At 66.5% G+C, this 23,841-nt stretch carries 16 protein-coding genes; 9 read left to right on the top strand and 7 right to left on the bottom strand.

The features are described 5' to 3' along the window. Positions 1-48: 48 nt before the first annotated feature. Positions 49-1,056, top strand: a complete 1,008-nt coding sequence (locus QFZ46_RS11720; protein WP_307361609.1) for a LacI family DNA-binding transcriptional regulator — start codon at positions 49-51, stop codon at positions 1,054-1,056. Position 1,057: 1 nt separating this feature from the next. Here the strand turns inward: QFZ46_RS11720 and QFZ46_RS11715 are convergent, their stop codons facing one another. From QFZ46_RS11715 to QFZ46_RS11695, 5 genes are all read right to left on the bottom strand, one after another. After that, positions 1,058-1,939, bottom strand: a complete 882-nt coding sequence (locus tag QFZ46_RS11715) for a carbohydrate ABC transporter permease (protein WP_307361607.1) — start codon at positions 1,937-1,939, stop codon at positions 1,058-1,060. Next, entirely contained in the window at positions 1,936-2,925 is a 990-nt protein-coding gene (locus QFZ46_RS11710; protein WP_307361605.1) for a carbohydrate ABC transporter permease, read from the bottom strand. Before QFZ46_RS11710 ends, QFZ46_RS11715 begins: the two co-directional genes overlap by 4 nt. Before the next feature lie 63 nt (positions 2,926-2,988). Beyond that, a complete protein-coding gene (locus tag QFZ46_RS11705; protein WP_307361602.1) occupies positions 2,989-4,359 on the bottom strand; it encodes an ABC transporter substrate-binding protein in 1,371 nt (456 codons plus the stop codon). Positions 4,360-4,405: 46 nt separating this feature from the next. Continuing rightward, a complete protein-coding gene (locus tag QFZ46_RS11700) occupies positions 4,406-6,064 on the bottom strand; it encodes a glycoside hydrolase family 13 protein (protein ID WP_307364592.1) in 1,659 nt (552 codons plus the stop codon). Between the two features lie 197 nt (positions 6,065-6,261). Next, the gene (locus QFZ46_RS11695) at positions 6,262-7,266 is read right to left on the bottom strand and encodes a LacI family DNA-binding transcriptional regulator (RefSeq protein WP_307361600.1); all 1,005 of its coding nucleotides are present in this window, start codon (positions 7,264-7,266) and stop codon (positions 6,262-6,264) included. A gap of 86 nt (positions 7,267-7,352) precedes the next feature. On the opposite strand from QFZ46_RS11695, the gene QFZ46_RS11690 reads away from it, so the two are divergent. Next, entirely contained in the window at positions 7,353-8,570 is a 1,218-nt protein-coding gene (locus QFZ46_RS11690) for a hypothetical protein (protein ID WP_307361598.1), read from the top strand. A gap of 7 nt (positions 8,571-8,577) precedes the next feature. On the opposite strand, the gene QFZ46_RS11685 is transcribed toward QFZ46_RS11690, so the two are convergent. Beyond that, the gene (locus QFZ46_RS11685) at positions 8,578-11,007 is read right to left on the bottom strand and encodes a glycoside hydrolase family 2 TIM barrel-domain containing protein (protein WP_307361596.1); all 2,430 of its coding nucleotides are present in this window, start codon (positions 11,005-11,007) and stop codon (positions 8,578-8,580) included. Continuing rightward, positions 11,004-11,663: a TetR/AcrR family transcriptional regulator gene (locus QFZ46_RS11680; RefSeq protein ID WP_307361594.1), complete on the bottom strand. Its 660-nt coding sequence runs from the start codon at positions 11,661-11,663 to the stop codon at positions 11,004-11,006. The genes QFZ46_RS11685 and QFZ46_RS11680 overlap by 4 nt, the downstream gene beginning before the upstream one ends. Positions 11,664-11,852: 189 nt before the next feature. Between QFZ46_RS11680 and QFZ46_RS11675 the strand changes: the two genes are divergently transcribed. From QFZ46_RS11675 to QFZ46_RS11645, 7 genes are all read left to right on the top strand, one after another. Continuing rightward, entirely contained in the window at positions 11,853-13,379 is a 1,527-nt protein-coding gene (locus QFZ46_RS11675; protein WP_307361592.1) for an ABC transporter substrate-binding protein, read from the top strand. A gap of 69 nt (positions 13,380-13,448) precedes the next feature. Then, the gene (locus tag QFZ46_RS11670) at positions 13,449-14,390 is read left to right on the top strand and encodes an ABC transporter permease (RefSeq protein ID WP_307361589.1); all 942 of its coding nucleotides are present in this window, start codon (positions 13,449-13,451) and stop codon (positions 14,388-14,390) included. Further along, positions 14,387-16,261: a dipeptide/oligopeptide/nickel ABC transporter permease/ATP-binding protein gene (locus tag QFZ46_RS11665; protein ID WP_307361586.1), complete on the top strand. Its 1,875-nt coding sequence runs from the start codon at positions 14,387-14,389 to the stop codon at positions 16,259-16,261. Before QFZ46_RS11670 ends, QFZ46_RS11665 begins: the two co-directional genes overlap by 4 nt. After that, positions 16,258-17,109 (top strand): ATP-binding cassette domain-containing protein, encoded by an 852-nt coding sequence (locus tag QFZ46_RS11660; RefSeq protein WP_373457646.1) that lies wholly within the window; start codon positions 16,258-16,260, stop codon positions 17,107-17,109. Before QFZ46_RS11665 ends, QFZ46_RS11660 begins: the two co-directional genes overlap by 4 nt. Then, positions 17,106-19,520 (top strand): beta-glucosidase, encoded by a 2,415-nt coding sequence (locus tag QFZ46_RS11655; RefSeq protein ID WP_307361584.1) that lies wholly within the window; start codon positions 17,106-17,108, stop codon positions 19,518-19,520. The genes QFZ46_RS11660 and QFZ46_RS11655 overlap by 4 nt, the downstream gene beginning before the upstream one ends. Further along, positions 19,517-21,043, top strand: a complete 1,527-nt coding sequence (locus tag QFZ46_RS11650) for a glycoside hydrolase family 43 protein (protein ID WP_307361583.1) — start codon at positions 19,517-19,519, stop codon at positions 21,041-21,043. Before QFZ46_RS11655 ends, QFZ46_RS11650 begins: the two co-directional genes overlap by 4 nt. Beyond that, positions 21,040-23,832 carry an alpha-L-rhamnosidase gene (locus tag QFZ46_RS11645; protein WP_307361581.1) on the top strand — a complete coding sequence of 931 codons (2,793 nt, stop codon included), beginning with the start codon at positions 21,040-21,042 and terminating at the stop codon, positions 23,830-23,832. The genes QFZ46_RS11650 and QFZ46_RS11645 overlap by 4 nt, the downstream gene beginning before the upstream one ends. The last annotated feature ends 9 nt before the right edge of the window (positions 23,833-23,841 follow it).

The raw sequence follows: 23,841 nt of genomic DNA, 5'->3' as shown, positions 1-23,841 counted from the left end.
TCGTGATCCGCCCGGTCGTTGTCCACCCAGTGTCGAGAGGAGAAGCCAGTGCCCGTGAGCATCCGTGATGTCGCGCTGCGCGCCGGCGTCTCCGTCGGCACGGTCTCCAACGTCCTCAACCGTCCCGAAGAGGTCTCCGCCGATTCGGTGCAGCGGGTGAGTCAGGCGATCGAAGAGCTCGGGTACGTACGCAACGATGCCGCCCGCAAACTGCGCGCCGGCATCAGCACGACAGTGGGATTCGTCGTCCTCGACGGACAGAACCCGTTCTACAACGACGTGGTTCGCGGTGCAGAGGACGAGGCCACCCGCCACGGCATCGCGATCCTGTACGGCAACACCGATGAAGACCCCTCACGCGAGAAGATCTACCTCGATCTGTTCCGGGAGCAGCAGGTTCGTGGACTGCTCATCGCGCCCTACGGCGACGTGATGACGCAGCTGCGCAGCTTCCGCTCCTCGGGCATCGCCACCGTGCTCGTCGACCGTTTCAGCGCCGACAGCGACTTCTCGTCGGTGTCCGTCGACAGTGTCGCCGGAGGTCGCCTAGCGGTCGAACACCTGATCGAGACCGGCCGGCGGCGCATCGCCTTCGTCGGCGGCCCTTTCGACATGCGGCAGGTCACCGACCGACTCGCCGGCGCCAGAGCAGCCGCCGAGAATGCGGCCACCCGCGTCGACCTCGAAGTGATCGCCACCGCAGCGATGACGGTCGAGGAGGGTGCGGCGGCGGGCAATCGCATCCTCGCGCGACCACGCCGTGAATGGCCGGATGCCCTGTTCGCCTCGAATGATCTGCTCGCCCTCGGGCTGCTGCAGTCGCTCGTCTCGGGAGGGCGGATGCTGGTGCCGAACGAGATCGCGATCATCGGATTCGACGACATCCCCTTCGCCGCCGCAGCCGCAGTGCCGCTGTCGTCGATCCGTCAGCCCAGCCGGATGATCGGACGCACAGCGCTGCGGATCGTGCTGGAAGAGGCGGCCGATGTCGCCAGCATCCCCCGTCAGACGGTGTTCCCGCCGGAACTCGTGATCCGTCGCTCGACGACCGGCTGACTCACCCCTTCACCGCGCCCCCCATGCCGACACCGTTCAGGAACAGGCGTTGGAAGACGAGGAAGAGCGCGATCGGGATGATGGTCGAGATCGCGAGAGCGGCGAGGAAGACGTCCAGTTCGATGAACTGCTGGAGCGCGGGTAAGCGGACGGACAGCGGCTGGATCGCGGGGTCGGGCAGCACCAGCATCGGCCAGAGGAAGTCCTTCCACGCGCCGATCACCGCGAACACGGACACCACACCGATGATCGGCTTCGACATCGGCAGCACGACGGACCAGAACAGCCGGTAGTTGCCTGCGCCATCCATGCGCGCCGCTTCGAACACCTCTCGCGGGAGCGAGTCGAAGAACCTCATCACGAGCAGCACGTTGAAGGCGTTCGCCCCCGCCGGCAGCCACACCGCCCAGAACGTGTTGATCAGGGACTGCCCGAGCAACGGCGGGTCGACGATGGTGAGGTACAGCGGCACGAGCAGCACGATGCTGGGCACGAAGAGCGTGGCGAGCACGAGGGCGACGACGACCTTCCCGTAACGAGGACGCAGCACCGACAGCGCGTACCCCGCGGTCGTGGCGACGAGCACCTGCACGGCCCAGACACCGGCCGCGATGAGCACGGTATTCAGAAAGAACTTGTCGATCTCCACGCGGGTCCACGCCGTGATGAGGTTCTCCCAGTCCATGCCGTTCGGCCACAGCGAGAGAGGAGTGCGCAGCGTGTCCTGCGTCGGCGTGATCGCCGACTTGGCCAGCCACAGGATGGGGCCGAGGCCCACGACGAAGAGCGACACCAGCAGGATGACGTGCGTAGCGCGGGTTGCGATGCGGACGCGTGGACGCCGCCAGTCGGCGGGCGAGAGGATGCCACGGTCGGCGCTCATGAGGTGCTCCAACTGCGTGTGAGACGGAAGTAGATCATCGAGAAGACGGCGAGGACGATCGCGAGCATGAGACTCAGTGCTGTCGCTGCACCGTAGTCGCCGCCGAGGCTGTTCTGGAAGGCGTACTTGTAGATGAGCAGCAGCACGGTCATCGTCGAGTTCGCCGGTCCGCCACCCGTGAACAGGAAGGGTTCGAGGAAGACCTGCGCCGTACCGATGATCTGCAGGATGAAGGTCACGAGCAGCACACCGCGCAACTGCGGCATCGTCACGTGCCACACCTTCCGCCAGACGCCGGCGCCGTCGACCTCGGCCGCGTCGTACAGCTCGGGGGCCACGCCGACGATCGCGGCGAGGTAGATGATGATCGTTCCTCCCGCAGCGGACCACGTGGCGAACAGCACGAGGGACGGCATCGCACTGGCCTGATCCTGCAGCCACGGCAGCGGCCCGCCCCCGAACCAACTGAGGATCGTGTTGAACACCCCGGTGGGCGATGCGTCGTAGAAGAACTTCCACAGCAGTGCCGACACGACCGGGGGCACGACGACCGGCAGGTAGGCCAGTGCGCTGTAGAGACCGCGACGACGCCGCACCTCACTCATCAGTACGGCGACGACGAGCGGGATGGGATAGCCGAGCAGCAGCGCTAAGACGGCGAAGTAGAGGGTGTTGACCACCGCAGTTCCGAGCAGTGGGTCCTGCAGCACTCGACTGAAGTTGTCGAACCAGACGAATTCGGGAGCGCTGATCAGGTTCGTCGTCTGGAACGCCATGATCGCGGAGTCGACGATCGGCTTCCACGAGAAGAAGATGAAACTGAACAGCAGAGGCAGCAGGAAGACGAAGGTGCTCACCCCTCCGCCGCGGAACCACTCTCCGACCCGCCGGAGCGGGCCGGTGCGGCGACTGTCCACGGTACGGACGATGCTCGGCGCCGCCTCGGGTGTGTGGGGTGGTGCAGTCACGGGAGAGATCTGCGTCATCGCGATTCCTTCAGTTGCTCGGGTGAGGATCCGGGGACGACAGATCGCCCCCGGATCTCCGGATCACTCCGCCGCTTGGTAGATGGCGTCGGCCTGTGCCTGCACATCGGCGAGAAGCGCCTTGATGTCGGCGTTCTCATCGGTGAGTACTGCCTGGACGACCGTGTCGAGCAGCGCGTACACCTCCTGCGTGGAGACCCGAGGCTCTGGGAGGATCTGCTGCTCGCCGATCTGATCCGTGTACGGAGTCATCTGCTCGACTGGGACGTTGATGTACTCCGAGATCCACTCACGGTTCTGATCGAACAGCTCCTGATCGAACACCGGTAGTTCCGGTGCGCCGACCGGCTGATCGAGGGACGCCGAGAGTTTCGCGGACGCCTTCGCGGCATCTTCATTCGTGATCTTGCCCATGTAGTAGAAGTCGATCCACTTCACCGACGCCGCCTGCTCGGCCGCAGTCGCCTTCGGGTTCACTGCCGCGAGTGTTCCGCCGCCGAGCACTCCGGGGTCATCACCCTGCAGCGGCAGGACGGTGAGGCCATAGTCATCCGGGTTCAGCGCGTTCTGCGTGACCAGGTTCGGGTAGTTCCCACCACCCGAGATGTACATGCCGATCCGCCCTGCGGCGAAATCCTGGTTGATGGTGCCCCAGTCGTAGAGGAAATTCGCCCCCATCGAGTTGTCGTCCCAGCGGAGCTCGTGCAGATATTCCAGCGCCTCGACGACTGCATCGGAATCGATGGTGGGAGCAGTGCTGTCGTCGTTCTCGGTGCGCCCGCCGAACGCGTTCACTGCAGTGGCGAGGATCCACCCGCCTGTGTTCGCCGAAGTCATCGTGGCGTAGCCGGCCTCGCCGGTGGCATCCGCGATCTGCTTGGCGTACTCACGGACTTCATCCCACGTCGTCGGAGGCTTGTCCGGGTCGAGCCCTGCTGCCTCGAACAGCGTGCGGTTGTAGTGCAGCCCCTGACCGTACGCCGAGATGGGCACTGCCCACATGTTGCCGTCCGCGTCCTGCCCGGCCTGAGCGACATTCGGGTTGAACTTGTCGGCGTACGGCAGATCTGCGACGAGACCGCTGATATCGGCGATCTGCTTGCGTTCGATGAGGCCGCGACCGTCGGTGAACGGGATGGGGAAGACGTCCGGCAGGGTGCCTCCGGCGAGTTCGGCGGAGAAGGTGGTGCCGGTCCAGGTGTACTCCTGCGCCTCGATCGTGATGTCGGGGTTCTCCTCCTCGAACTCGGCGGCCCGCGCGTCGAAGGTCTCGCGAGCCTCCGGCTCGAGGCCGGCATCGATGGCGACCTGGATGGTCACCGGCCCGTCGGCTGCGCCATCGTCGCCGGTGCCACCGGCGCAGCCGGCGAGCAGTGCTGCGGTGGAGAGCACGGCGGCGCCGGAGAGGGCGATCCGCTTGATGCGTGACGTCATTGTCTGTCCTTCCATTCCTGTGTTGCAGTCAGGTGATCGGTGCGGGTTACTGCTTCACTCCGGCGGAGTGCTCCGGCGCGGCACGCAGAGCGAGCCAGGCCGTGGAGTCGGGGGGCAGCGCGGCGTCGAGCGGCGCGCTGGAGAGGAGCACCTCGTGGTGTGCGGGGAGCGGGACGGGAGTCGCGCCGAGATTGGTGATGCTGACGAAGTCGTCACCGCGGCGGAATGCGATCACGTCTGCGCCGAGCTCGAGCCATTCCAGTGCACCCGCAGTGAGGTCCTGGGCGCTGCGGCGCAGCGCGATCGCCCTGCGATAGAGGTTCAGCGTGGACGCGGCATCTGCGTCTTCCGCCTCGACGGTGAATGGCGCCCAGCCGTCCGGCTGCGGAAGCCATGGCTCACCGCCGAACCCATACGGAGTAGTCGATCCTGCCCACGGCAGCGGCACCCGGCATCCGTCCCGCCCTGGGTCGACGCCGCCTGAGCGATAGTGCATCGGGTCCTGGATGACCTCGCGCGGCAGTTCGACCTCTGGCAGCCCGAGCTCGTCGCCCTGGTAGATGTACAGACTTCCGGGGAGCGCCGCCGTGAGCAGGGCCGCTGCCCGCGCCCGGCGTTGTCCTCGCTCGGCATCCGTCGGCGTTCCGAATCGCTTGCGGTCGAAGGCGAACGACGAATCGGCGCGCCCGTACCGCGTCGCGGGACGCGTGATGTCGTGGTTGGAAAGCACCCACGTCGCCGGGGCGCCGACAGGTGCGTGCTCTGCGAGGGTGCGTGTGATGGATGCCCGCATGGCCTGGGCGCTCCACGGCCGGGTCATGAAGTCGAAGTTGAACGCGGTGTGCATCTCGTCGGGGCGGAGGTAGCGGGCGAAGCGCTCGGCGTCGTCGAGCCAGACCTCGCCGACGAGCACCCGTTCTCCCTCGTACTCATCGGCGACGGCGCGCCAACTCCGGTAGATGTCGTGAAGTTCGTCACGGTCGAGGTGCGGATGGGTGCCCGGAGCGATGGTCCCGACCGGCAGCGACGGAAACGCCGGATCCTTCACGGGGAGCGCCGCAGAGTCGATGCGGACCCCGGCAACGCCCCGGTCGAACCAGAACCGCAGGATGTCCTCGTGCTCCCGGCGGACATCGGGGTGGTTCCAATTGAGGTCCGGCTGCTCCGGAGTGAACAGGTGCAGATACCAGTCACCCGGTGTGCCATCGGGGTTCGTCGTGCGAGTCCACGTGTCGCCCTGGAAGCTCGAGACCCAGTCAGTGGGCATCTCATCGCCGTTCTCACCGCGGCCCGGGTGGAACCAGAACCGCTCACGCGCTGCGCTGCCAGGACCTGCGGCGAGCGCCTGCCGGAACCACTCATGCTGGTCGGAGATGTGGTTGGGGACGATGTCGATGATGGTGCGGATGCCGAGCTCGAGCGCCTCTGCGATGAGTTGCTCCGCCTCGTCCAGCGTTCCGAATCGCGGATCGATGTCGCGGTAGTCCTGCACGTCGTAGCCACCGTCTGCGAGCGGGCTGGGGTACCAGGGGTTGAACCAGATCGCGTCGATGCCGAGCGCCTTGAGGTAGCCGAGGTGCGCCCTGACACCGGCGAGATCGCCGATGCCATCGCCGTTCCCATCGGCGAAGCTGCGCACGTACACCTGATAGATCACGGCATCGCGCCACCAGCCCGCGTCAGTCGGCGGCGTCACCGTGCTGATACCAGTGCTGGTACGCGTGCTGGTGCTTGCGCTCGTCAGGACTTCGGTGTCCACTTCGCTCCTCGACATCGGGGGTTGGATGTTTGAAATGTAGCTTCATCGATAAGAATTTGCAAGAACATGATGAATCATTGCAATTTTACGATTCCATGCCCTCGCGCTGAATCACGCCCGGGGCGGGCGGCGTGAGATCGAACTCAGGCGACGGGCGCAGTGGAGGAACGCAGCACGAGCTCGGGCTCGAACAGCAGCTCGTCGCCCGTCTGCCTCGTACCGGCGATCTGCGACAGCAGAAGTTCGATCACGGTACGGCCCATCGACTCGATCGGCTGCCGCACAGTCGTCAGCGGCGGCTCGGTACAGCTCATCAACGCAGAGTCGTCGAAGCCGACCACGCTGATGTCCTGCGGCACGCGGAATCCAGCGCGACGGGCGGCACGCACGGCGCCGAGCGCGATCGGATCGCTCGCACAGACAATCGCGGTCGCACCGGCGGCGATCAAGCGGGTGGCGCCGGCCTGGCCGGACTCCAGCGAGTACAGTCCGCGCACGATCATGTCATCACTGAGCGGTGCACCGAGTTTCTCCAACAGGAGACGACCTGCCGCGAGCTTGCGCTGAGACGGGATGTGGTCGGTCGGGCCGAGGAGCATCCCGATCTTCCGGTGTCCCAGCTGGTGCACGTGCAGCAGAGCCTGCTCCGCCGCTGCTGCATCGTCGGTCGAGACGGTCGGAAAAGCGAGCTCGGGGATCCGCGCGTTCACCAGCACGGTCGGCAGGTTCACCTGGCGCAGGCGCTCATAGTGTTCGTGCGGCGCATCCGCTTGGGTGTAGTTGCCGCCGAGGAAGATCACACCGGAGACCTGTTGCGCAAGCAGAAGGTCGACGTAGTCCGACTCCGTCACCCCACCGGCGTTCTGCGTGCACAGCAGCGGTGTGTACCCGTTCTGCGTGAGACCACCGCCGATGATCTCGGCGAGCGCGGGGAAGATCGGGTTCTGAAGCTCGGGCAGCACAAGGCCGACCAGCCTTGCGCGCTCCCCCCGCAGTTTCGTCGGACGCTCATAGCCGAGCACATCCAGCGCAGTGAGCACGGCCTGACGGGTGCCATCCGACACCCCGGGCTTGTCGTTGAGTACGCGGCTCACGGTGGCCTCGCTCACGCCGACCTTTTGGGCAACCTCCGCCAGACGCTTCGACATGGGGTCAGTGTACGCAAGAACTTGCGTGATCACGCAACCACCTGACAAGATCGGCCGATGCGCGCCCACCCTGCCAGGATGGCTGGATGCGCCCGCTCAACCGCTCGTTGATCGTCGACTCTCCCCTCACCGCTGCGGCGTTCTCGGGGCTGCTCGGGCTGTTGACGACGGGGGCTGCGCAATCGCTTCTCCCACCTGTCGCCCTCTCCTGGCTCTGGGCATTCCTCTTGAGTGCCCTGGTGTGGCTGGCCGCACTCTGGGCCGTGAGCGCAGCCCTCTTCCCTCGAGTGCTGGTCGATAGGGCCGCCGCGAAACTGCGCGTGCGCGGACGGGAGTACCCCGCATCCGCTCTCGTCTCGGCGACACGAAGCGTCAGTGCGAACGCCACGGCGGCGTATCTGACCTATCGGTTCACCCTCGATGACGGTCGCCGCTTCCGTGTACTCGTCGCCGGACGGCCGTTCCACGGACTCGGTCCCGACGGGCTGGCGCGCCTGAGGACACTCGTCGAGGGATCGCGACTCACCGATCCGGATGGGTTCACCGCCGAGCAGCAGCGGGTCAGCTCCAACCTGCAGCAGAACCACCGAGCCACCCCTGTCGGTCGAAACGCGATCCTTCGAGACACCGAAGATCTGCGAGGTGCACCCGTTGCGCCCGATGCGAGCCCTCTTCTCCAGGCCGACGTCGCCCGCATGCGCACGGCGGACGCCGACGCCGGGGCACTCATCCAGCGCAAGACGGGCACGCTCGTCAGGTCGCGGCGCGTCCTCGGATGGATCAGCATTCTCGGCGCAGTGGCACTCGTGATCCTGCTGATCTCATTCGTGATCGACGAGGGTTCGGACATCCCCGACTGGTCACCGCAGAACCGTCTGGTCCCTGCCATCGCCATCCCCGCGACTGTTCTCGCCGCGGGTGGTGCCGTCGCCTGGGCGATCATCGCCGATGTCTGCGTTCGCCGAGTGCGCAGGCTCGGCGACGCGTGGTGGGATGCCGCGCCTCCCGCCGATCGTCGACTCGGCCTTCCGAACGAGTACCTGATCGCCGACGCGAGCGGCGCCAGACGAGGGTTCACGATCCTGGCCTATGCGGCGTCGATCGCGGGCGTCATCGCAATCGGAATCACAATCGGTGCTCTGTTCGACGATGAGTTCCGGGCCGGGTGGCCGTTCGGCCTTATCGCGTCGGTTGTTCTGGTCGCACTGAGCATCTACGGCTGGCGGAGCATCCGCCGCGACTCACGCGCCAGCGCCGAGCGAATGGCGCTGCGTGGCGGTATCCGTCTCGGCGTCGACGGCTGACCACTGTTCAACGCGCTGTGATCGTGACCGTGGACGGCGCGGATTCCGGCGCCGTCGCCGTCACCCGGAGTTCGCCGGGTCCGTTCGGCCGCACGATCGCGAGCACGCGCCCATCGCAGGTCGTGTACGACGGCCCTGAGAACGACTCCTCGGTGCGAGCTCGCGCCGAGCCGATCCCTGCAAGTTCTCCTCCGGTGACTTCAACGGTCACCGGGCGATCTGCATCGCAGACGAGCGTGCCCTCGGCATCCTCGATAGAGATCACGACGTAGGCGAGTCCTTCTCGGGCGTCGACCTCGTTGCTTTCCGCCTGGGCGACGAGGCGCGGCTCACCCGCGGTGCGCAGCGACGCACGCGCGATCTCCACTCCGTCGGAGTACGACACGGCGATGAGCTCGCCCGGCCGGTACTCGGTCTCGAAACGCGCGATCAGCGGCAGCGGATCGCCGACGACCGTGCGGGCGAGCAAAGCGCCGTTCAGGTACAGAGCGACCTCGTCGGCATCCGCATAGACGTCGACCGTCACGGGCGAGCCCTCCGCGACACCCCATGTCCAGCTCGTCACCACGTCGTCCCACGACCACGGCGTCTTCGCCGTGGGACGGCCGTGGTGCTGCGGGCGGTGCACGGCGATCGCAGGCTCGACCCGCAAGCCGTAGGCGATCTCGCGGTAGTGCGACGCAGGCAGGCGATATCCGGTGATGTCGATATCCCCGCATCCCGCGAGCAGGTACGGGAAAGGACCTGCGGTGCCCGTGGGCTCATAGTCCTCGACATCGGTGTAGTCGACGCGACCGATACCCGCTTCGCCGATGTAATCCCAGCCCGTCCAGGTGAAGTCACCGATCAGATGCGGAAGCCGACGCACATCCGCCCACAACGACGCGATGCGATCCGGGAAGGTCTCCGAACCGACGATGATGCGGTTCGGGAAGAGCTCAGCATCGAGTTCGTAGCGTGAATCGGCGTAGTTGAACCCGACGACATCCAGCACGGCCGCCGATTCCTCGGTCGATTCCGTCACCAATGACGACGCATTCATGAGCGCCATCTTCTCTCCCATGCCGGCCATCATCGTGTTGGGATCCGCTGACTCGGCCTCCGCCATCGCGTCGCCCATCCGCCCCAGGTTCGCAATGATGCCGTTGATGCCGTTCGTCACGAATCGCGTCGGATCGAGCCTGCGGAACTCCTCGGCGAGACGCCGACTCCAGGTTGCGCCATGCGGGGTCGCCAGCTCGAGGATCTCGTTCCCGATCGAGTAGAGCACCACGCTGGGATGGTTGATGTCCTTCCGGACTAGCGCTCCGACGTCGCTCTGCCACCGCTCGTCGAAGCCGATGGAGGCGTCGAAAGCGGTCTTCGACTTCGTCCAGACGTCGGTGAGTTCGTCCATCACGATCATCCCGTGCACGTCGCAGGCATCGAGCAGCGCGCGACTGGCGGGGTTGTGAGAACTGCGGATCGCGTTGAACCCGGCAGCCTTGAGCAGGCGGATGCGGCGATCCTCCGCCGCGGCGATCGATACGGCTCCGAGGGGTCCGTTGTCATGATGGATGCACGCACCGCGCAGGTCGATGGAAGCACCGTTGACCCGTAGGCCGTGCGTCGTGTCGAGCTGCAGACGACGGATGCCGAAACGCATCTCTTCCTCGTCCAGGACGCCGTTCTCCCCCGAGCTCTCCGCGCCGGTCAGCACGGTGTGCACGCGGTAGAGGTGCGGCTCCTCCGGACCCCACAGGCGCGGATGCGCCACGGGCAACCGCGCTCGTGCGACGCTGCTCGTGCCGGGCAGCACCGTGATCGGAGACGTTCCCGACGCCACCACCGACCCATCGCCGTCGCACACGGTCCAGGTGAGCCGACGCACGGCTGTGTGCCTGGTCTGGTTCTCGACGCGTGTCGCGATCTCGACGAGGGCGCGCTCCTCATCGATGTCCGGAGTCGTGGCGACCGAACCATCGAGAGCGATGTGCACGGGGTCGCTGACGCTGAGGTGCACCGGACGGTAGATGCCGCCGCCGGTGTACCAGCGGCTGTCCCTGTGCACGCGCGCTTCCACGGTGATGGTGTTCGTCTCGCCGAAGCGGAGGAACGGGTCGGCCTCGATGGTGAATGCTGCGTAGCCGTTCGCCTCGTGTGCGACGAAGTCGCCGTTCAGATAGACGGTCGCGTCGCGGTAGACACCCTCGAACTCGATCCGCACAGTCTTGTCCTGCCAACGGGCCGGAACTTCGAACGTCTTCGTGTACTCGAAGACGCCGCCGGGAACGTATCCGCTGTGCACGCCCTGGACGCTGTCCGCCGATCTCGGCAGATCGCGCAACGCGTCATGCGGAATGACCACAGGCACGGCCGCGGTCGAAGCGTCCCGAGCTTCGAACGCGCCCAGTTTCGGCCCGACGCTCCAGCCGTCGACGAACGGGACGCGGATCATGCGGACGTCTCCTCGACGGAGTCGACAACACTCCAGTCGATGTCGACGAACACGGAGAACAGACGCCGAAGCTCTTCGGCCATGTCCACCACGCTGCGGTCGAGCAACCACTGGACCTGCAGTCCGTCCATCATCGCGATGAGAGTCACGGCACCGCGGTTCGGCGTCATGCCTGCTTTCAACCGGCCCTCGGCTTCGAGCGCGGCGAACGCTTCCTCGACATGGGTCCGGGTGTACTCGTATCGGCGTACGAAGTAGGCGTGCGCCGGGTGATCGGGGGAGGTGGCCTCGGCGGACAGCGTGCAGAAGAGTTCGACGACGCCTGGGATCGACGCGTTATGAGCAGCGAGCCGCACGAGGCCGCGAAGTACCGCCGCGCCGTCTTCCGACTCGATCGGAACCAACTCACGAGCTTTGTCGTCGCGGTGCTCCAGCACCGCCTCCAGAAGAACCACCTTGTTGCGGAAGTGATGCAGCAGCCCTGCCTCGCTCATCCCGACTCGCTGCGCGACCTCGCGCAGCGACCCTGACCGGTAGCCGGCTTCGGCGAACACCTCGAGCGCGGCGTCGAGGATCGTCTGCCGCCTCTCGCGCGTCTTGGCGTACTCACCGCGCGCCCGGCGCGGGCTGTGCAGGGGCTCCGTGGTGTTCGTCATCGGTGTCACCGTATCCCAGCTCACGTCCCCGTTGGTCAAGAGCCGAGGACCTTTCACCTCAGTTCTATAACGAATACCGAGTGATTCCTAGTTATTTGGCGTAAAAACCTAGTAACCGTTCGATTTTGATGCTAACTTCGCTCCGCAGAGGTGATCCGCAGGGGCATCACCGCAATGAAGGGACCAAGGATGTTCCGTTGGAAGGCCACAGCAGCCACCATCGCCATCGCCGCTCTCGCTCTCACCGGCTGCGCCGGGGGATCAGAGGACGGGAGCGGGGGCGGCACGAGCGGAGGCACGCTCACACTCGGTGCGATCACACCGCCCACCACGTTCGACCCGGCGGGATCCGAATGGGGAAACCGCTCCCCCTTCTACCAGGCGGTGTTCGACACGCTTCTTCTCGCCACTCCAGAGGGAACCATCGAGCCCTGGCTGGCGACGGAGTGGTCGTACAACGACGACAACACCGAGCTCACTCTCACGCTGCGCGACGACGTCACTTTCAGCGATGGGTCGAGCCTCACCGGCCAGGTCGTCGTCGACAACCTGCAGCGGTTCAAGGAGGGCACCTCGCCCGACGCGAGCTACTTCGCTGGGGTGACGAGCTTCGCAGCACCGGATGACACGACCGTCGTGATCACACTCGGCGCGCCGGACCCGGCCATGCTGAACTACCTCACGCGCGATCCCGGCCTCGTCGCGAGCGGTGAATCGCTCAGCAACGACGACCTCGCCACAGACCCGATCGGATCCGGTCCGTATGTCCTCGACGCCGCAGCCACGGTGACCGGCACGAGCTACACGTACACGAAGAACCCGGACTACTGGAATCCAGACGTCCAGCACTACGACAAGCTCGTCATCAACGTGCTGCAGGACGCCACGGCTTCCCTGAACGCGATCAAGGCCGGTGAGGCCAACGGTGTGAAGCTCGCGAACAACGACAACCTCACCGAAGTCGAGGGCGCCGGATGGACGGTCAACGCGAACGAGCTCGACTTCCAGGGTCTCCTCCTGCTCGACCGTGCGGGGACCATGAACCCCGCCCTCGCCGATGTGCGAGTGCGCCAGGCACTCAACTACGCGTTCGATCGCGAGGGACTCCTGGAAGCACTGCAGCTGGGCAACGGCACCGTGACGACCCAGGTGTTCCCCGCGGGCTCCGCGGCATACGATGCCGACCTCGACGACTACTACAGCTACGACCCCGAGAAAGCGAAGGAGTTGCTGGCCGAAGCCGGTTACGCCGACGGCTTCACACTGTCGATGCCTTCGTCGACGGTGCTGGGCGCCACCACCTACACGCTCATCGAGCAGCAGCTGGCCGACATCGGCGTGACCGCCGAGTACACCGATCCTGGCAACAACTTCATCGCGGACATGCTCGCGCCGAAGTTCCCAGCGGCCTTCATGGCGCTCGAGCAGAACCCCGACTGGCAGTTGATCCAGTTCATGGTCGCGCCGACCGCGATATTCAACCCGTTCCACTCCGAGGACCCGAAGGTGAACGAGTACATCGAGCAGATCCAGTTCGGCGACGAGGCGACCCAAGCCTCGGTGGCGAAGGAACTGAACACGTACCTCGTGGAGCAGGCGTGGTTCGCCCCGTTCTACCGCGTCCAAGGCAGCTTCGCCACCGACGCGAACACGACGGTCGAGCCGCTCCCTACGAATGCCTACCCCGCCATCTACGACTTCCAGCCGAAGCAGTAGGCCCGTTGCCGGCCCGTCTGCTTCGGCGGGCGGGCCGGATCCCCATACCTCTCATCACAGGAGCGCAGCATGCTCATGTTCATCGCGCGCCGGATCCTCGCCGGCGTCGTCTTGCTCTTCGTCATCTCCGTCGTGACGTTCGGGCTTCTCTTCCTCGACAGCGCGAACATCGCGCGTCGGATCCTCGGCCAGAACGCGACGGAGGAACTCGTCGCGCAGAAGTCCGCCGAGCTGGGCCTTGACCGTCCGCTCGCGGTGCAGTACTGGGACTGGCTGACCTCCGCACTGACCGGCGATCTCGGTCGCTCCTGGTTCAACGGCCAGCTCGTGTCGGTGAGCCTCGGGGGAAGACTTAGCGTCAGTCTGTCCTTGGTCATCGGCGCGACGGTGATCTCCGCCGTCCTGGCGATCGTCCTCGGCGTCCTCGCGGCGCGCCGCGGTGGCTGGATCGACGCGCTCGTCCAGTTCGTCTCGGTCCTCGGCTTCGCGATCCCCGGCTTCCTCATCGCGCTCTACCTCGTGCTGTTGTTCGCGATCAATCTGCACTGGTTCAAGGCGACCGGGTACATCCCGATCACCGACTCTTTCAGCGGCTGGTTGACCTCGGTGACCCTGCCGATCGCGGCGCTCTCATTCGGCGCGATCGCTGCGGTGGCACAGCAGGTGCGCGGATCCGTCGTCGACGCGATGTCGCGCGATTACGTTCGCACGCTTCGCGCCCGTGGCCTGTCCAGCAACAGCGTCGTCTACAAGCACGTCCTCCGCAACGCCGGCGGCCCAGCACTCGCTGTGCTCGCCGTGCAGTTCATCGGACTCCTCGGCGGAGCGGTCATCGTCGAGCAGGTCTTCGCCCTGCCAGGGATGGGCCAGCTCACGGTCTCCGCGACCACGCAGGGCGACATCCCCGTCGTCATGGGAGTTGTGATCGCGTTCGCGGTGATCGTCATCATCGTGAACCTCGTCATCGATCTCGCGCAAGCCGCGCTCAACCCGAAGGTGCGACTCTCATGACCGCTATCGAGGTTCCCTCCGTCATTCCGACACCTGCGGCGAAGACTTCGCTGCTTCGTCGCCTGATGAGACGGCCGGTGTCGCTCGTCTCCCTGATGTTCCTGGTGCTCGTCACGATCATCGCGATCATCGGCCAGTGGATCGCACCGTTCGATCCGAGCGCGGCGTCGTTGCAACTGGTGCTCGCTCCGCCGAGTGCAGACCACCCACTGGGTGCGGACAGCGCGGGTCGAGACGTGCTGTCGCGTCTCCTCGCCGCGACGCAGATCACCCTCGCCGCCGCGCTCGTCGCTGTCCTGACCGCGCTGCTGCTCGGCGTCGTCTCCGGCCTCATCGCCGGCTACTACCGCGGGTGGTTCGACTCCGTCGCGTCCTGGATCACCTCACTGGTCATGGCGCTACCCGGGATCGTCGTGCTGCTCGCGGCGCGTGCCGTGCTCGGCCCGAGCGTATGGCTGGCGATGCTCATCTTCGGCATCCTGCTCGCCCCCGCCTACTACCGCCTCGTGTACGCGGCCGTGTCCGGCGTACGCGGCGAGCTCTACGTCGACGCCGCCCGCGTCTCCGGCCTTTCAGACATGCGCATCATCGGCCGCCATATCCTGTCGGTCGTCCGCGCACCGATCATCATCCAGTCGGCGATCATCGCCGGCATAGCGATCGCCATCCAATCCGGACTGGAGTTCCTCGGCCTCGGTGACATGAGCGTCCCTACCTGGGGCGGAATGCTCAACGACGGCTTCGCGAACATCTACAAGCAGCCCCTTCTCATGCTGTGGCCGTCTCTCGCGATCGCTCTCACGTCGGTGGCCCTGACTCTGCTGGCCAACGGGATGAGGGATGTCCTGGAGCGCACCGTGGCACCCCGCCGTCGCCGCCGTCGTGCAGTGACGACTGCGACGGGATCCATCGCCGCGGTGACCACATCGATGAGCCTTTCCGGAGGCGACATCGATGCGCTCGAGGATTCGGCACCGATACCCGTGATCGGCGAGACGATCGTGCACCCGGATGACGAGCGCACTGCGCAGCTTCCCTCCGCAACCGTGCTGTCCGTCTCCGACCTGCGCGTGGGCTACGAGCAGACCGACGGCCCGGACATCGAGGTCGTGCACGGCGTGTCCCTGCAGATCCGCAAGGGTGAGGTCCACGGTCTGATCGGCGAGTCGGGGTCAGGCAAGACGCAGACCGCGTTCGCCGTGCTGGGCCTGCTGCCACGGGGCGGCCGCGTCACGGCGGGGTCGATCGAGTACGAGGGAACGCAACTGGCAGATGCCTCGGAGCGCGTCTACTCGGCCATCCGAGGCAAGCGCGTCGGCTATATCCCGCAGGAGCCGATGAGCAACCTCGACCCGTCGTTCACGATCGGGTATCAGCTGGTCGAACCGTTGCGCAAGCACCTGGGGTTGTCGAAGAAGGACGCCACCGACCGGGCGCTCGGGCTGCTCGACCGTGTCGGCATCCCGAACCCGAAGCGAACCTTCGACGCCTACCCGTTCGAGGTGTCAGGCGGGATGGCTCAGCGTGTCCTCATCGCGGGCGCCGTCTCGACGGATCCCGATCTCATCATCGCTGACGAGCCGACGACGGCGCTCGATGTGACAGTGCAGGCCGAGGTTCTCGACCTGCTGCGCGACCTGCAGCGCGAGCGCCAGATGGCGATGCTGCTCGTCACGCACAACTTCGGTGTCGTGGCCGACCTGTGCGACCGGGTGACCGTCATGCAGCAGGGCCTGTTCGTTGAACAGGGTCCCGTGCGCACCATTCTGGGCGCTCCGGCGCACGCATACACGCAGAGTCTGCTGGACTCGATCCTCGATGAGGGTCCGGCCCGCGGCTCGCTCACCAGCACAGCAGGAGGACGATCATGACCACGCTCCTCGAGGTCGAAGACCTCCACGTCAGTTATCCGGGAAAAGGCTTCCGCGCCCAGCCCTTCCACGCCCTCAAGGGCGTCTCGCTCGACATCCGCCCTGGGGAGACCGTCGGCCTGGTCGGTGAGTCCGGCTCAGGCAAGACCACCCTCGGTCGCGCCGTGCTGGGTCTCGCTCCGATCAAGCAGGGTTCCGTGCGGTACGACGGGCAGGAGATCGGACATCTGGGACGCAGAGAGCGTCGCGCGCTCGCCAGCGAGATCCAGGTCGTGTTCCAGGATCCGTACTCGTCGCTGAATCCTTCTATGACGATCGCTCAGATCCTCGCTGAGCCGCTCACCGCGCGCGGCGTCCCGGCCAAGCAGGCGAACATGCGCGTCGCAGACCTGCTCGATCGCGTCGGCCTTCCGGCGGATGCTGCCCGTCGGCTGCCTCGCGAGTTCTCGGGTGGGCAGCGCCAGCGCGTGGCGATCGCCCGCGCGCTGGCGCTGGATCCCAAGCTCATCGTCTGCGATGAGCCGGTATCTGCCTTGGATCTGTCCACACAGGCGCGTGTTCTCGACCTGTTCATCGAGATCCAGGAGCGCACCGGTGTCGCATACCTCTTCATCTCTCACGACCTCGCGGTCGTCCGTCACATCAGCCACCGAGTGGCAGTGATGTACCAGGGTGAACTCGTCGAGACCGGCGACGGCGATCAGGTCACCGCGCGTCCCCAGCACCCCTACACGCAACGGCTGTTCCTTGCCGCTCCCGTCCCCGACCCGGATGCCCAGCAGAAGCGTCGTGTCGACCGCCGCGCGCTCATCGACGCGCAGAAGAACTCAGAAGGATCAGCCGCATGACCGCCGCACACCCGGAGACAGCCGCTCACCTCGTGCCGCTGCTCGAGCGTCTCACCCTGGAGCAGAAGGCCGCCCTCGTGCAGGGGGCCGACTTCTGGACGACCGTCCCCGTGCCGGAGATCGGGCTCCGTTCCCTCACTCTCTCCGACGGCCCCGCCGGTGTACGCGGGCCACGATGGGACGAGCGCGAGCCTTCTCTCAACATGCCATCGGGATCGGCTCTGGCCGCCTCCTGGGATGTCGAACTGGCTTATCGCTACGGCGCGGCCGCCGCTGCCGAAGCTCGCCGCAAAGGAGTCGATGTCGTGCTGGGTCCGACGATCAACCTCCACCGATCCCCCCTCGGTGGCAGGCATTTCGAGTGCTTCAGTGAAGATCCTGAGCTGACCGCGGAACTCGCCGCCGCCTATGTTCGGGGTCTCCAGGACAATGGCGTCGCCGCGACTCCCAAGCACTACATCGGGAACGACTCCGAGACGGACCGGTTCACGGTCGACGTGGAGATCGACGAACGCGCACTGCGTGAGCTCTACCTCGCCCCCTTCGAGCGTGCCGTCGAGGCCGGAGCGTGGTCGATCATGAGCTCGTACAACGCGGTCGACGGGGTGACGATGACCGAGAACGATCTGTTGGAGTCGCCGCTGAACAGTGAATGGGGCTTCGACGGGGTCGTGGTGAGCGACTGGACCGCGGTGCGGTCGCTCGATGCCGTGGCCGCGGCTCAGGATCTCGCGATGCCCGGCCCTGCGCCGGCGTGGGCCGACCTGGTCGCAGCCGTTCGCGACGGTCGCGTCCAGGAGGCGGATATCGACCGGAAGGTGCTGCGCATCCTGCTTCTCGCCGAGCGCGTCGGCGCGCTCGAGGGCGGCCGGAAGATCGACCCCGCACCCGTTGACGGTCCGGCATTCGTGCGCGCAGCGTCGGCTGAGGGATCGGTACTGCTGCAGAATGACGGCATCCTTCCTCTGCAGACCGGTGCTCGTTCCATCGCCGTGATCGGCCACAACGCCCGCGAGGCGCGTACGCAGGGTGGCGGCTCGGCGACAGTGGTTCCCGAAGAAGTCGTCTCGCCGCTCGATGCGATCCGTGATGCCTTCGCCGGTGCCGACGTGCACTACGAACTCGGCGCCGTCGTGCAGGAGGGTGTCTCCGAGATCCCGCTGACCGCGATCGTCAATCCGATCACGGGTGAACCTGGTCTGCGCGTGACCTTCCGCGACGCGAACGGCGATGCGCTGTTCGCGGAGGATCGCCGCGCAACGGCGCTGGTCTGGTTCGGCGGCGATGCTCCGATCGGAGCAAGTCGCACTGTCGTGCTGGAGACGAGATACACGCCCGCGGAGACCGGAGAGATCCAACTCGGGTTCGCCGGCGCCAACCCTGGGCGGCTGTTCGTCGATGGCGCGTTGGTCCTCGATGATTCACCGGTCCTCGAGGGCACGGATCTCGGCGCAGCGTTCCTGAACCCGCCGTCGCTGACCACGCCGGTTCAAGTGCAGGCGAACCGCACGATCGACATCCGCGCGGAGTTCACCCGCGCGTCGCGGGGCGCACTCGACGGCGCGCTGAGCGTGACGCTCGGTATCGCCCCCGAACGCACCAACCCCGATGAACTCATCGCACGCGCAGTCAAGACGGCGGAGTCCGCCGAAGTCGCGATCGTCGTCGTGGGAACGAACTCGAAGGTCGAGTCCGAGGGGTACGACCGCGTCGACCTCGATCTTCCCGGTCGCCAGGACGATCTGGTGCGCGCCGTCGCGGCGACCGGAACACCGACGGTCGTCGTCGTCAACGCCGGCTCCCCCGTCGTCCTGCCCTGGGCGAGCGAGGTCGCGGCGATCGTGCAGGGATACTTCGGCGGGCAGGAGTTCGGTCACGCGATCGCCGACGTCCTGAGCGGTGCGGCCGAGCCCGGCGGCCGTCTTCCCACGACTTGGCCGGCTTCGCTCGCCGACGTCCCGGTGTCAGAGGTCACCCCGACCGATGGGCGATTGGTGTACCGCGAAGGACTTCATATCGGTTACCGGGCATGGCTCAAGGATGCTGTCGAACCCGCTTTCCCGTTCGGCCATGGACTCGGGTACACCTCGTGGGCATGGGGAGCGGCGCAACGTCAGGGCGACACAGTCGAGGTGACGCTGTCCAACACCGGGCAGCGGCCCGGCAAGCAGGTCGTCCAGGTCTATGCCGAAGCACCCGATTCCGCTGTGGAACGCCCCGCGCGCTGGCTCGTCGGCTTCGCGGTCGTCCACGCCTCACCGGGGCAGACGGTGACGGCCACTGTGCCCGTGCCCTCTCGCCGTCTTGCCCATTGGGCGGGAGAATGGGTGGTCGAGCCGGGGCTCTACACGCTGCGAGTCGGCTCCTCCGTCGCCGAGCTCCCGATCAGGATCGACTGGAATGCCGCATGACCACGCTCTACAACCCGCTCGTGAACGGCTTCCATCCCGACCCCTCCGTCGTGCGGGTCTCCGCTGACGATGGCGACGAGTGGTACCTCGCGACCTCGACGTTCGAATACCTGCCGGGCATCCCGATCCATCGGTCCCGCGACTTCGAGACATGGGAACTCATCGGCCATGTCGCCACTGCCCCCGGTCAATTGGCCGTCGAGGACGTGCCGACGGCGGGAGGCGCGTGGGCGCCGACCATCAGGCACCGAAACGGAATCTTCCATCTCGTCATCACGGACGCCATGGGCCGAGGCATGCTGCACTTCACGGCTGCCGACGCCGCCGGCCCGTGGAGCGACGGCGACCTCATCCTGAAGCAGGACGGGTCAGGATCGATCGACGGCATCGACCCTGATATCGCCTGGGATGCGGACGGCACCGTCTACATCACGTACTCCGGGCTGATCCTCGGTGGTGAGAACTCCGGACAGCACCTCGGCATCCAGCAGGTGACGGTCGACCTCGATCGACACGTCGCGCTGGAAGAGCCTCGATCCGTCTGGTCCGGCACCGGCGGGCAGTTCCCCGAAGCTCCGCACCTCTACGAGGTCAACGGACTCTGGTACCTCATGATCGCCGAGGGCGGCACGGAACGCGGACACGGCATCTCGATCGCGCGTGGAGACTCCCCCGCCGGCCCCTTCGAGACCGCACCGCAGAACCCGCTCGTCTCTGCACGTTCGACGATCCGCCCCGTGCAGAACACCGGGCACGGCGACCTCGTCGTCGGACCGGACGGCGATTGGTTGTGCGTGCTGTTGGGCGTGCGACCGCGCAGCATGACCCGCGCATTCTCGGCGTTGGGTCGCGAGTCCTTCGTGACGACGGTGCGCTGGGAAGACAACGGTTGGCCGGCGATCGATCCTGTGCATCTGAACGCCCGTCCCGGCACACGTGTGGACGTGGACTTCGGGTCTGAGCAGCCCCTCGACGGCGAATGGATCGCTGTGCGCGCGACACCGGCATCCATCGCCGATCTCGATTCCCGCCCCGGCAACCTCGTCCTCCACGGCACTGGCCGGACCCTCGATGACTCTCACCCGGTCTTCCTCGGCCGCCGCCAGGAGCACCTCACGAACGCCGCCACCGTGCGCGTTGATGTGAGTGCGGGCGTCGGCGGCGTGGCTGTGCGTTACGACGAGCGTTTCCATGTCGAGGTCGAGGCAGGCGATGGGACACTGACAGCCCGCGCCGTCGTCGCCGGCCTCGTCCAGGAGTGGACAGTGCCGCTGACGACGACAGCACTCGACCTGCACATCGATTCACGAAAGCCGGAGGCCGCAACGGGATTCCCGCGCACCAGTGACGTGTTCCACCTCGGTGCGACAATCGACGGTGAGCGCATCGAACTCGCGCAGATCGACGGACGCTTCCTCTCCTCCGAGACGTGCGAGTCCTTCACCGGACGAGTCATCGGCGTCTACGCGGTCTCGGGAGACGTCGCGGTGGAGCACTGGACTGTTGAAGGAAACGACGAATGACCGCTGCCGCACACATCTCGGGGCTGCGTGCGGAGCTCCGTGACGACACCGCCTTCGTCGCGACCCGCACGCCTCGTCTCACCTGGACGGTGACGGACGATGCGGACGGCTGGCTGCAGGCGGGGGCAGAACTGAGCGACGGCCGAGAGACCATCACGCTCGAGGGACGGGACAGTGCGCTGATCGCGTGGCCGTTCATGCCGTTGTCTGCCGGCGAGGTCCGCACGGTGCGGGTGCGCGCTCGCGCCGCATCCGGTGCAGAGACCGACTGGAGCGACCCGTTGCGAGTCGAGTCCGGATTCCTCGACGACGGAGAGTGGGTGGCGCGGCCCATCGGGCTGGCCGCGCCGGAACGAGAAGCACAGCCCGCAGTCGTGCGCACGTCGTTCCGAATCGATCGACCGATCGATCGGGCTCTGCTGTTCTGGACGGCACTCGGCGTCGCCGAACCCGAGATCAACGGCACAGCGGTCTCCGAAGACGTCCTCTCGCCGGGTTGGACCTCATATCGCGACCGCCTCGTGCACGAGACGGTCGACGTCACAGCCCTCGTCCGCGAGGGTGAGAACCACCTCGCTGCCACCATCGCGGGCGCCTGGTACACCGAGAAGTACGGTTTCTACGTCTTCACCAACCGGTTGTACGGCACTCAGCCTTCCTTCCTGGCCCAGCTCCGAGTGACCTATGCCGATGGCACCACCGCGACGATGGCGGCGACCGGTGAAGACTGGCAGGCGGCCGGCGACGGCCCCGTCATCGACAGCGGGATCTATGCCGGCGAGCATCAGGACCTGCGACGAATCGCCTCGCGCTGGGCGCCCGTCAGGGTCGGCGCCGCAGCGCTGCCCGGCTACGAGAACGTACCGGTCCCGGAGTCGAGGATCGCTCCTCCGGTGCGACGCATCGAGTCCATCGCCGTTGCCGACGTCATCACCACCCCATCCGGCAGGCGCATCCTCGACTTCGGTCAGAACCTTGTCGGCCGTCTGCGCATCCGCGTGCGCGGCGAAGCCGGGGATCGCCTGATCGTCCGCCATGCCGAGGTTCTCGAGGACGGCGAGTTGTCGCTTCGGCCGTTGCGAAACGCCGCAGCGACGGCGACGTTCGATCTCTCCGGTTCGGACGACGTACTCGAATCGCGGTTCTCCTTCTACGGCTTCCGGTACGCGCAGCTGAGCGGTGTCGACGTGGATCCAGCCGACGTCGAAGCCGTCGTCCTGCACACCGACATGACGCGTACGGGATGGTTCGAGACATCCGATCCGCTGCTGAACCGCCTGCACGAGAACGTCGTCTGGGGCATGCGCGGAAATTTCCTCTCGATCCCCACTGACTGTCCTCAGCGCGACGAGCGCCTCGGCTGGACGGGCGACATCCAGGTCTTCTCGCCCACTGCGAGCTTCCTGTACGACTGCAACGGGTTTCTCACCTCTTGGCTGCGCGACCTCTCCCACGAGCAGAAGCATCACCATGGATCGGTGCCCCTCGTTGTGCCGGCCGCACTGCCGGGTTTCGGAAGCGCCGACAGCGCCACTCCTGCCGCCTGGGGAGATGCCGCCACCGTCGTGCCGACGGTGCTGTTCGAGCGTTTCGGAGACCGTGACGTGGTCGCCGGCCAGTATGCGAGCATGCGCGACTGGGTCGATGCCGTCCTCCGGGATGCCGGAGACAGCGGGCTCTGGGCAGGAAGGATGCAGCTGGGCGACTGGCTCGACCCTGCAGCTCCTCCGGACAAGCCGGGCCAGGCGAAGACCGATTCCGACATCGTCGCGACCGCGTATCTCGCCCGATCTCTCCGCCAGGTCGCCGACGCGGCGGCGCTGCTCGGATTCGATGAGGACGCAACCATCTACGACGCCCTCGCCGAGCGCAGCCGTTCGGCATTCGTGGCCGAGTACGTCACCCCGGGCGGTCGTATGATGAGCGACGCCGTCACCGCCTACGCGCTGGCGCTGGAGTTCGATCTGGTGACAGATCCCGACTTGCGCCACGCGCTCGGCGAGCGTCTCACGACACGCGTCCGCGAGGGCGGCTACCGCATCGACACGGGTTTCGTCGGGACCCCCCTCGTGACGGACGCCCTCACCGGGAGCGGGCATCTCGCCGCCGCAGAACGTCTTCTGCTGCAGACCGAATGCCCGTCGTGGCTGTATCCCGTGACGCAGGGCGCGACGACGGTGTGGGAACGTTGGGATTCGCTGCTGCCGGACGGTACGGTCAATCCGGGCGAGATGACCTCGTTCAACCACTACGCGCTGGGTGCTGTCGCCGACTGGCTGCATCGCACCGTGGCGGGGCTCGCCCCCGCCGAACCGGGGTACCGTCGCCTGCGGATCGCCCCACGACCACTCGCCGCGCTGACGCATGCAACCGCACGTCACCGGACACCGTATGGAACAGCATCCGTCTCCTGGCGTCGAGGGGCCGGCGACTCGGGCGAGATCGTCGTGACCGCCGTCGTCCCCGCCAACACGACAGCCGAGGTGTCGGTGCCTGGCGCCCCGGACGAGGTCGGCGCGGGAACGCATGAGTGGCGCTATCGGGCGGAGCGTGCGCCCTTACGCCCTTCATTGCCCGGACTCGATGCGCCGCTGTCGGAAGTCATCGACGATGAGCGGGCGTACCGCGCCCTGCTCGACACCCTCGCCGAGGTCGACCCGACGCGGGCCGAAGCCGTGCGCGTCGACACGGTCTGGGGCGCCGGACGCACCTTGGCCGGCGCCCTCATGTTCACCCCACCGGACGTGCTCGCGCGCGTCGACGCCGCCGTGCGCACCGCCACCGCCTGACCAGAGGAT

The organism is Microbacterium murale, from assembly GCF_030815955.1.
Taxonomy (GTDB): Bacteria; Actinomycetota; Actinomycetes; order Actinomycetales; family Microbacteriaceae; genus Microbacterium; species Microbacterium murale_A.
The sequence above is the reverse complement of the archived record's forward strand: the minus strand, read 5'-3'. Positions and strand labels throughout refer to the sequence as shown.

What these genes read in the sequence shown, in the direction of transcription:
- QFZ46_RS11715 (WP_307361607.1), bottom strand. Translation starts at nt 1,939, where the DNA reads ATGAGCGCCGACCGTGGCATCCTCTCGCCCGCCGACTGGCGGCGTCCA.
- QFZ46_RS11710 (WP_307361605.1), bottom strand. Translation starts at nt 2,925, where the DNA reads ATGACGCAGATCTCTCCCGTGACTGCACCACCCCACACACCCGAGGCG.
- QFZ46_RS11705 (WP_307361602.1), bottom strand. Translation starts at nt 4,359, where the DNA reads ATGACGTCACGCATCAAGCGGATCGCCCTCTCCGGCGCCGCCGTGCTC.
- QFZ46_RS11695 (WP_307361600.1), bottom strand. Translation starts at nt 7,266, where the DNA reads ATGTCGAAGCGTCTGGCGGAGGTTGCCCAAAAGGTCGGCGTGAGCGAG.
- QFZ46_RS11690 (WP_307361598.1), top strand. Translation starts at nt 7,353, where the DNA reads ATGCGCCCGCTCAACCGCTCGTTGATCGTCGACTCTCCCCTCACCGCT.
- QFZ46_RS11685 (WP_307361596.1), bottom strand. Translation starts at nt 11,007, where the DNA reads ATGATCCGCGTCCCGTTCGTCGACGGCTGGAGCGTCGGGCCGAAACTG.
- QFZ46_RS11680 (WP_307361594.1), bottom strand. Translation starts at nt 11,663, where the DNA reads ATGACGAACACCACGGAGCCCCTGCACAGCCCGCGCCGGGCGCGCGGT.
- QFZ46_RS11675 (WP_307361592.1), top strand. Translation starts at nt 11,853, where the DNA reads ATGTTCCGTTGGAAGGCCACAGCAGCCACCATCGCCATCGCCGCTCTC.
- QFZ46_RS11670 (WP_307361589.1), top strand. Translation starts at nt 13,449, where the DNA reads ATGCTCATGTTCATCGCGCGCCGGATCCTCGCCGGCGTCGTCTTGCTC.
- QFZ46_RS11665 (WP_307361586.1), top strand. Translation starts at nt 14,387, where the DNA reads ATGACCGCTATCGAGGTTCCCTCCGTCATTCCGACACCTGCGGCGAAG.
- QFZ46_RS11660 (WP_373457646.1), top strand. Translation starts at nt 16,258, where the DNA reads ATGACCACGCTCCTCGAGGTCGAAGACCTCCACGTCAGTTATCCGGGA.
- QFZ46_RS11655 (WP_307361584.1), top strand. Translation starts at nt 17,106, where the DNA reads ATGACCGCCGCACACCCGGAGACAGCCGCTCACCTCGTGCCGCTGCTC.
- QFZ46_RS11650 (WP_307361583.1), top strand. Translation starts at nt 19,517, where the DNA reads ATGACCACGCTCTACAACCCGCTCGTGAACGGCTTCCATCCCGACCCC.
- QFZ46_RS11645 (WP_307361581.1), top strand. Translation starts at nt 21,040, where the DNA reads ATGACCGCTGCCGCACACATCTCGGGGCTGCGTGCGGAGCTCCGTGAC.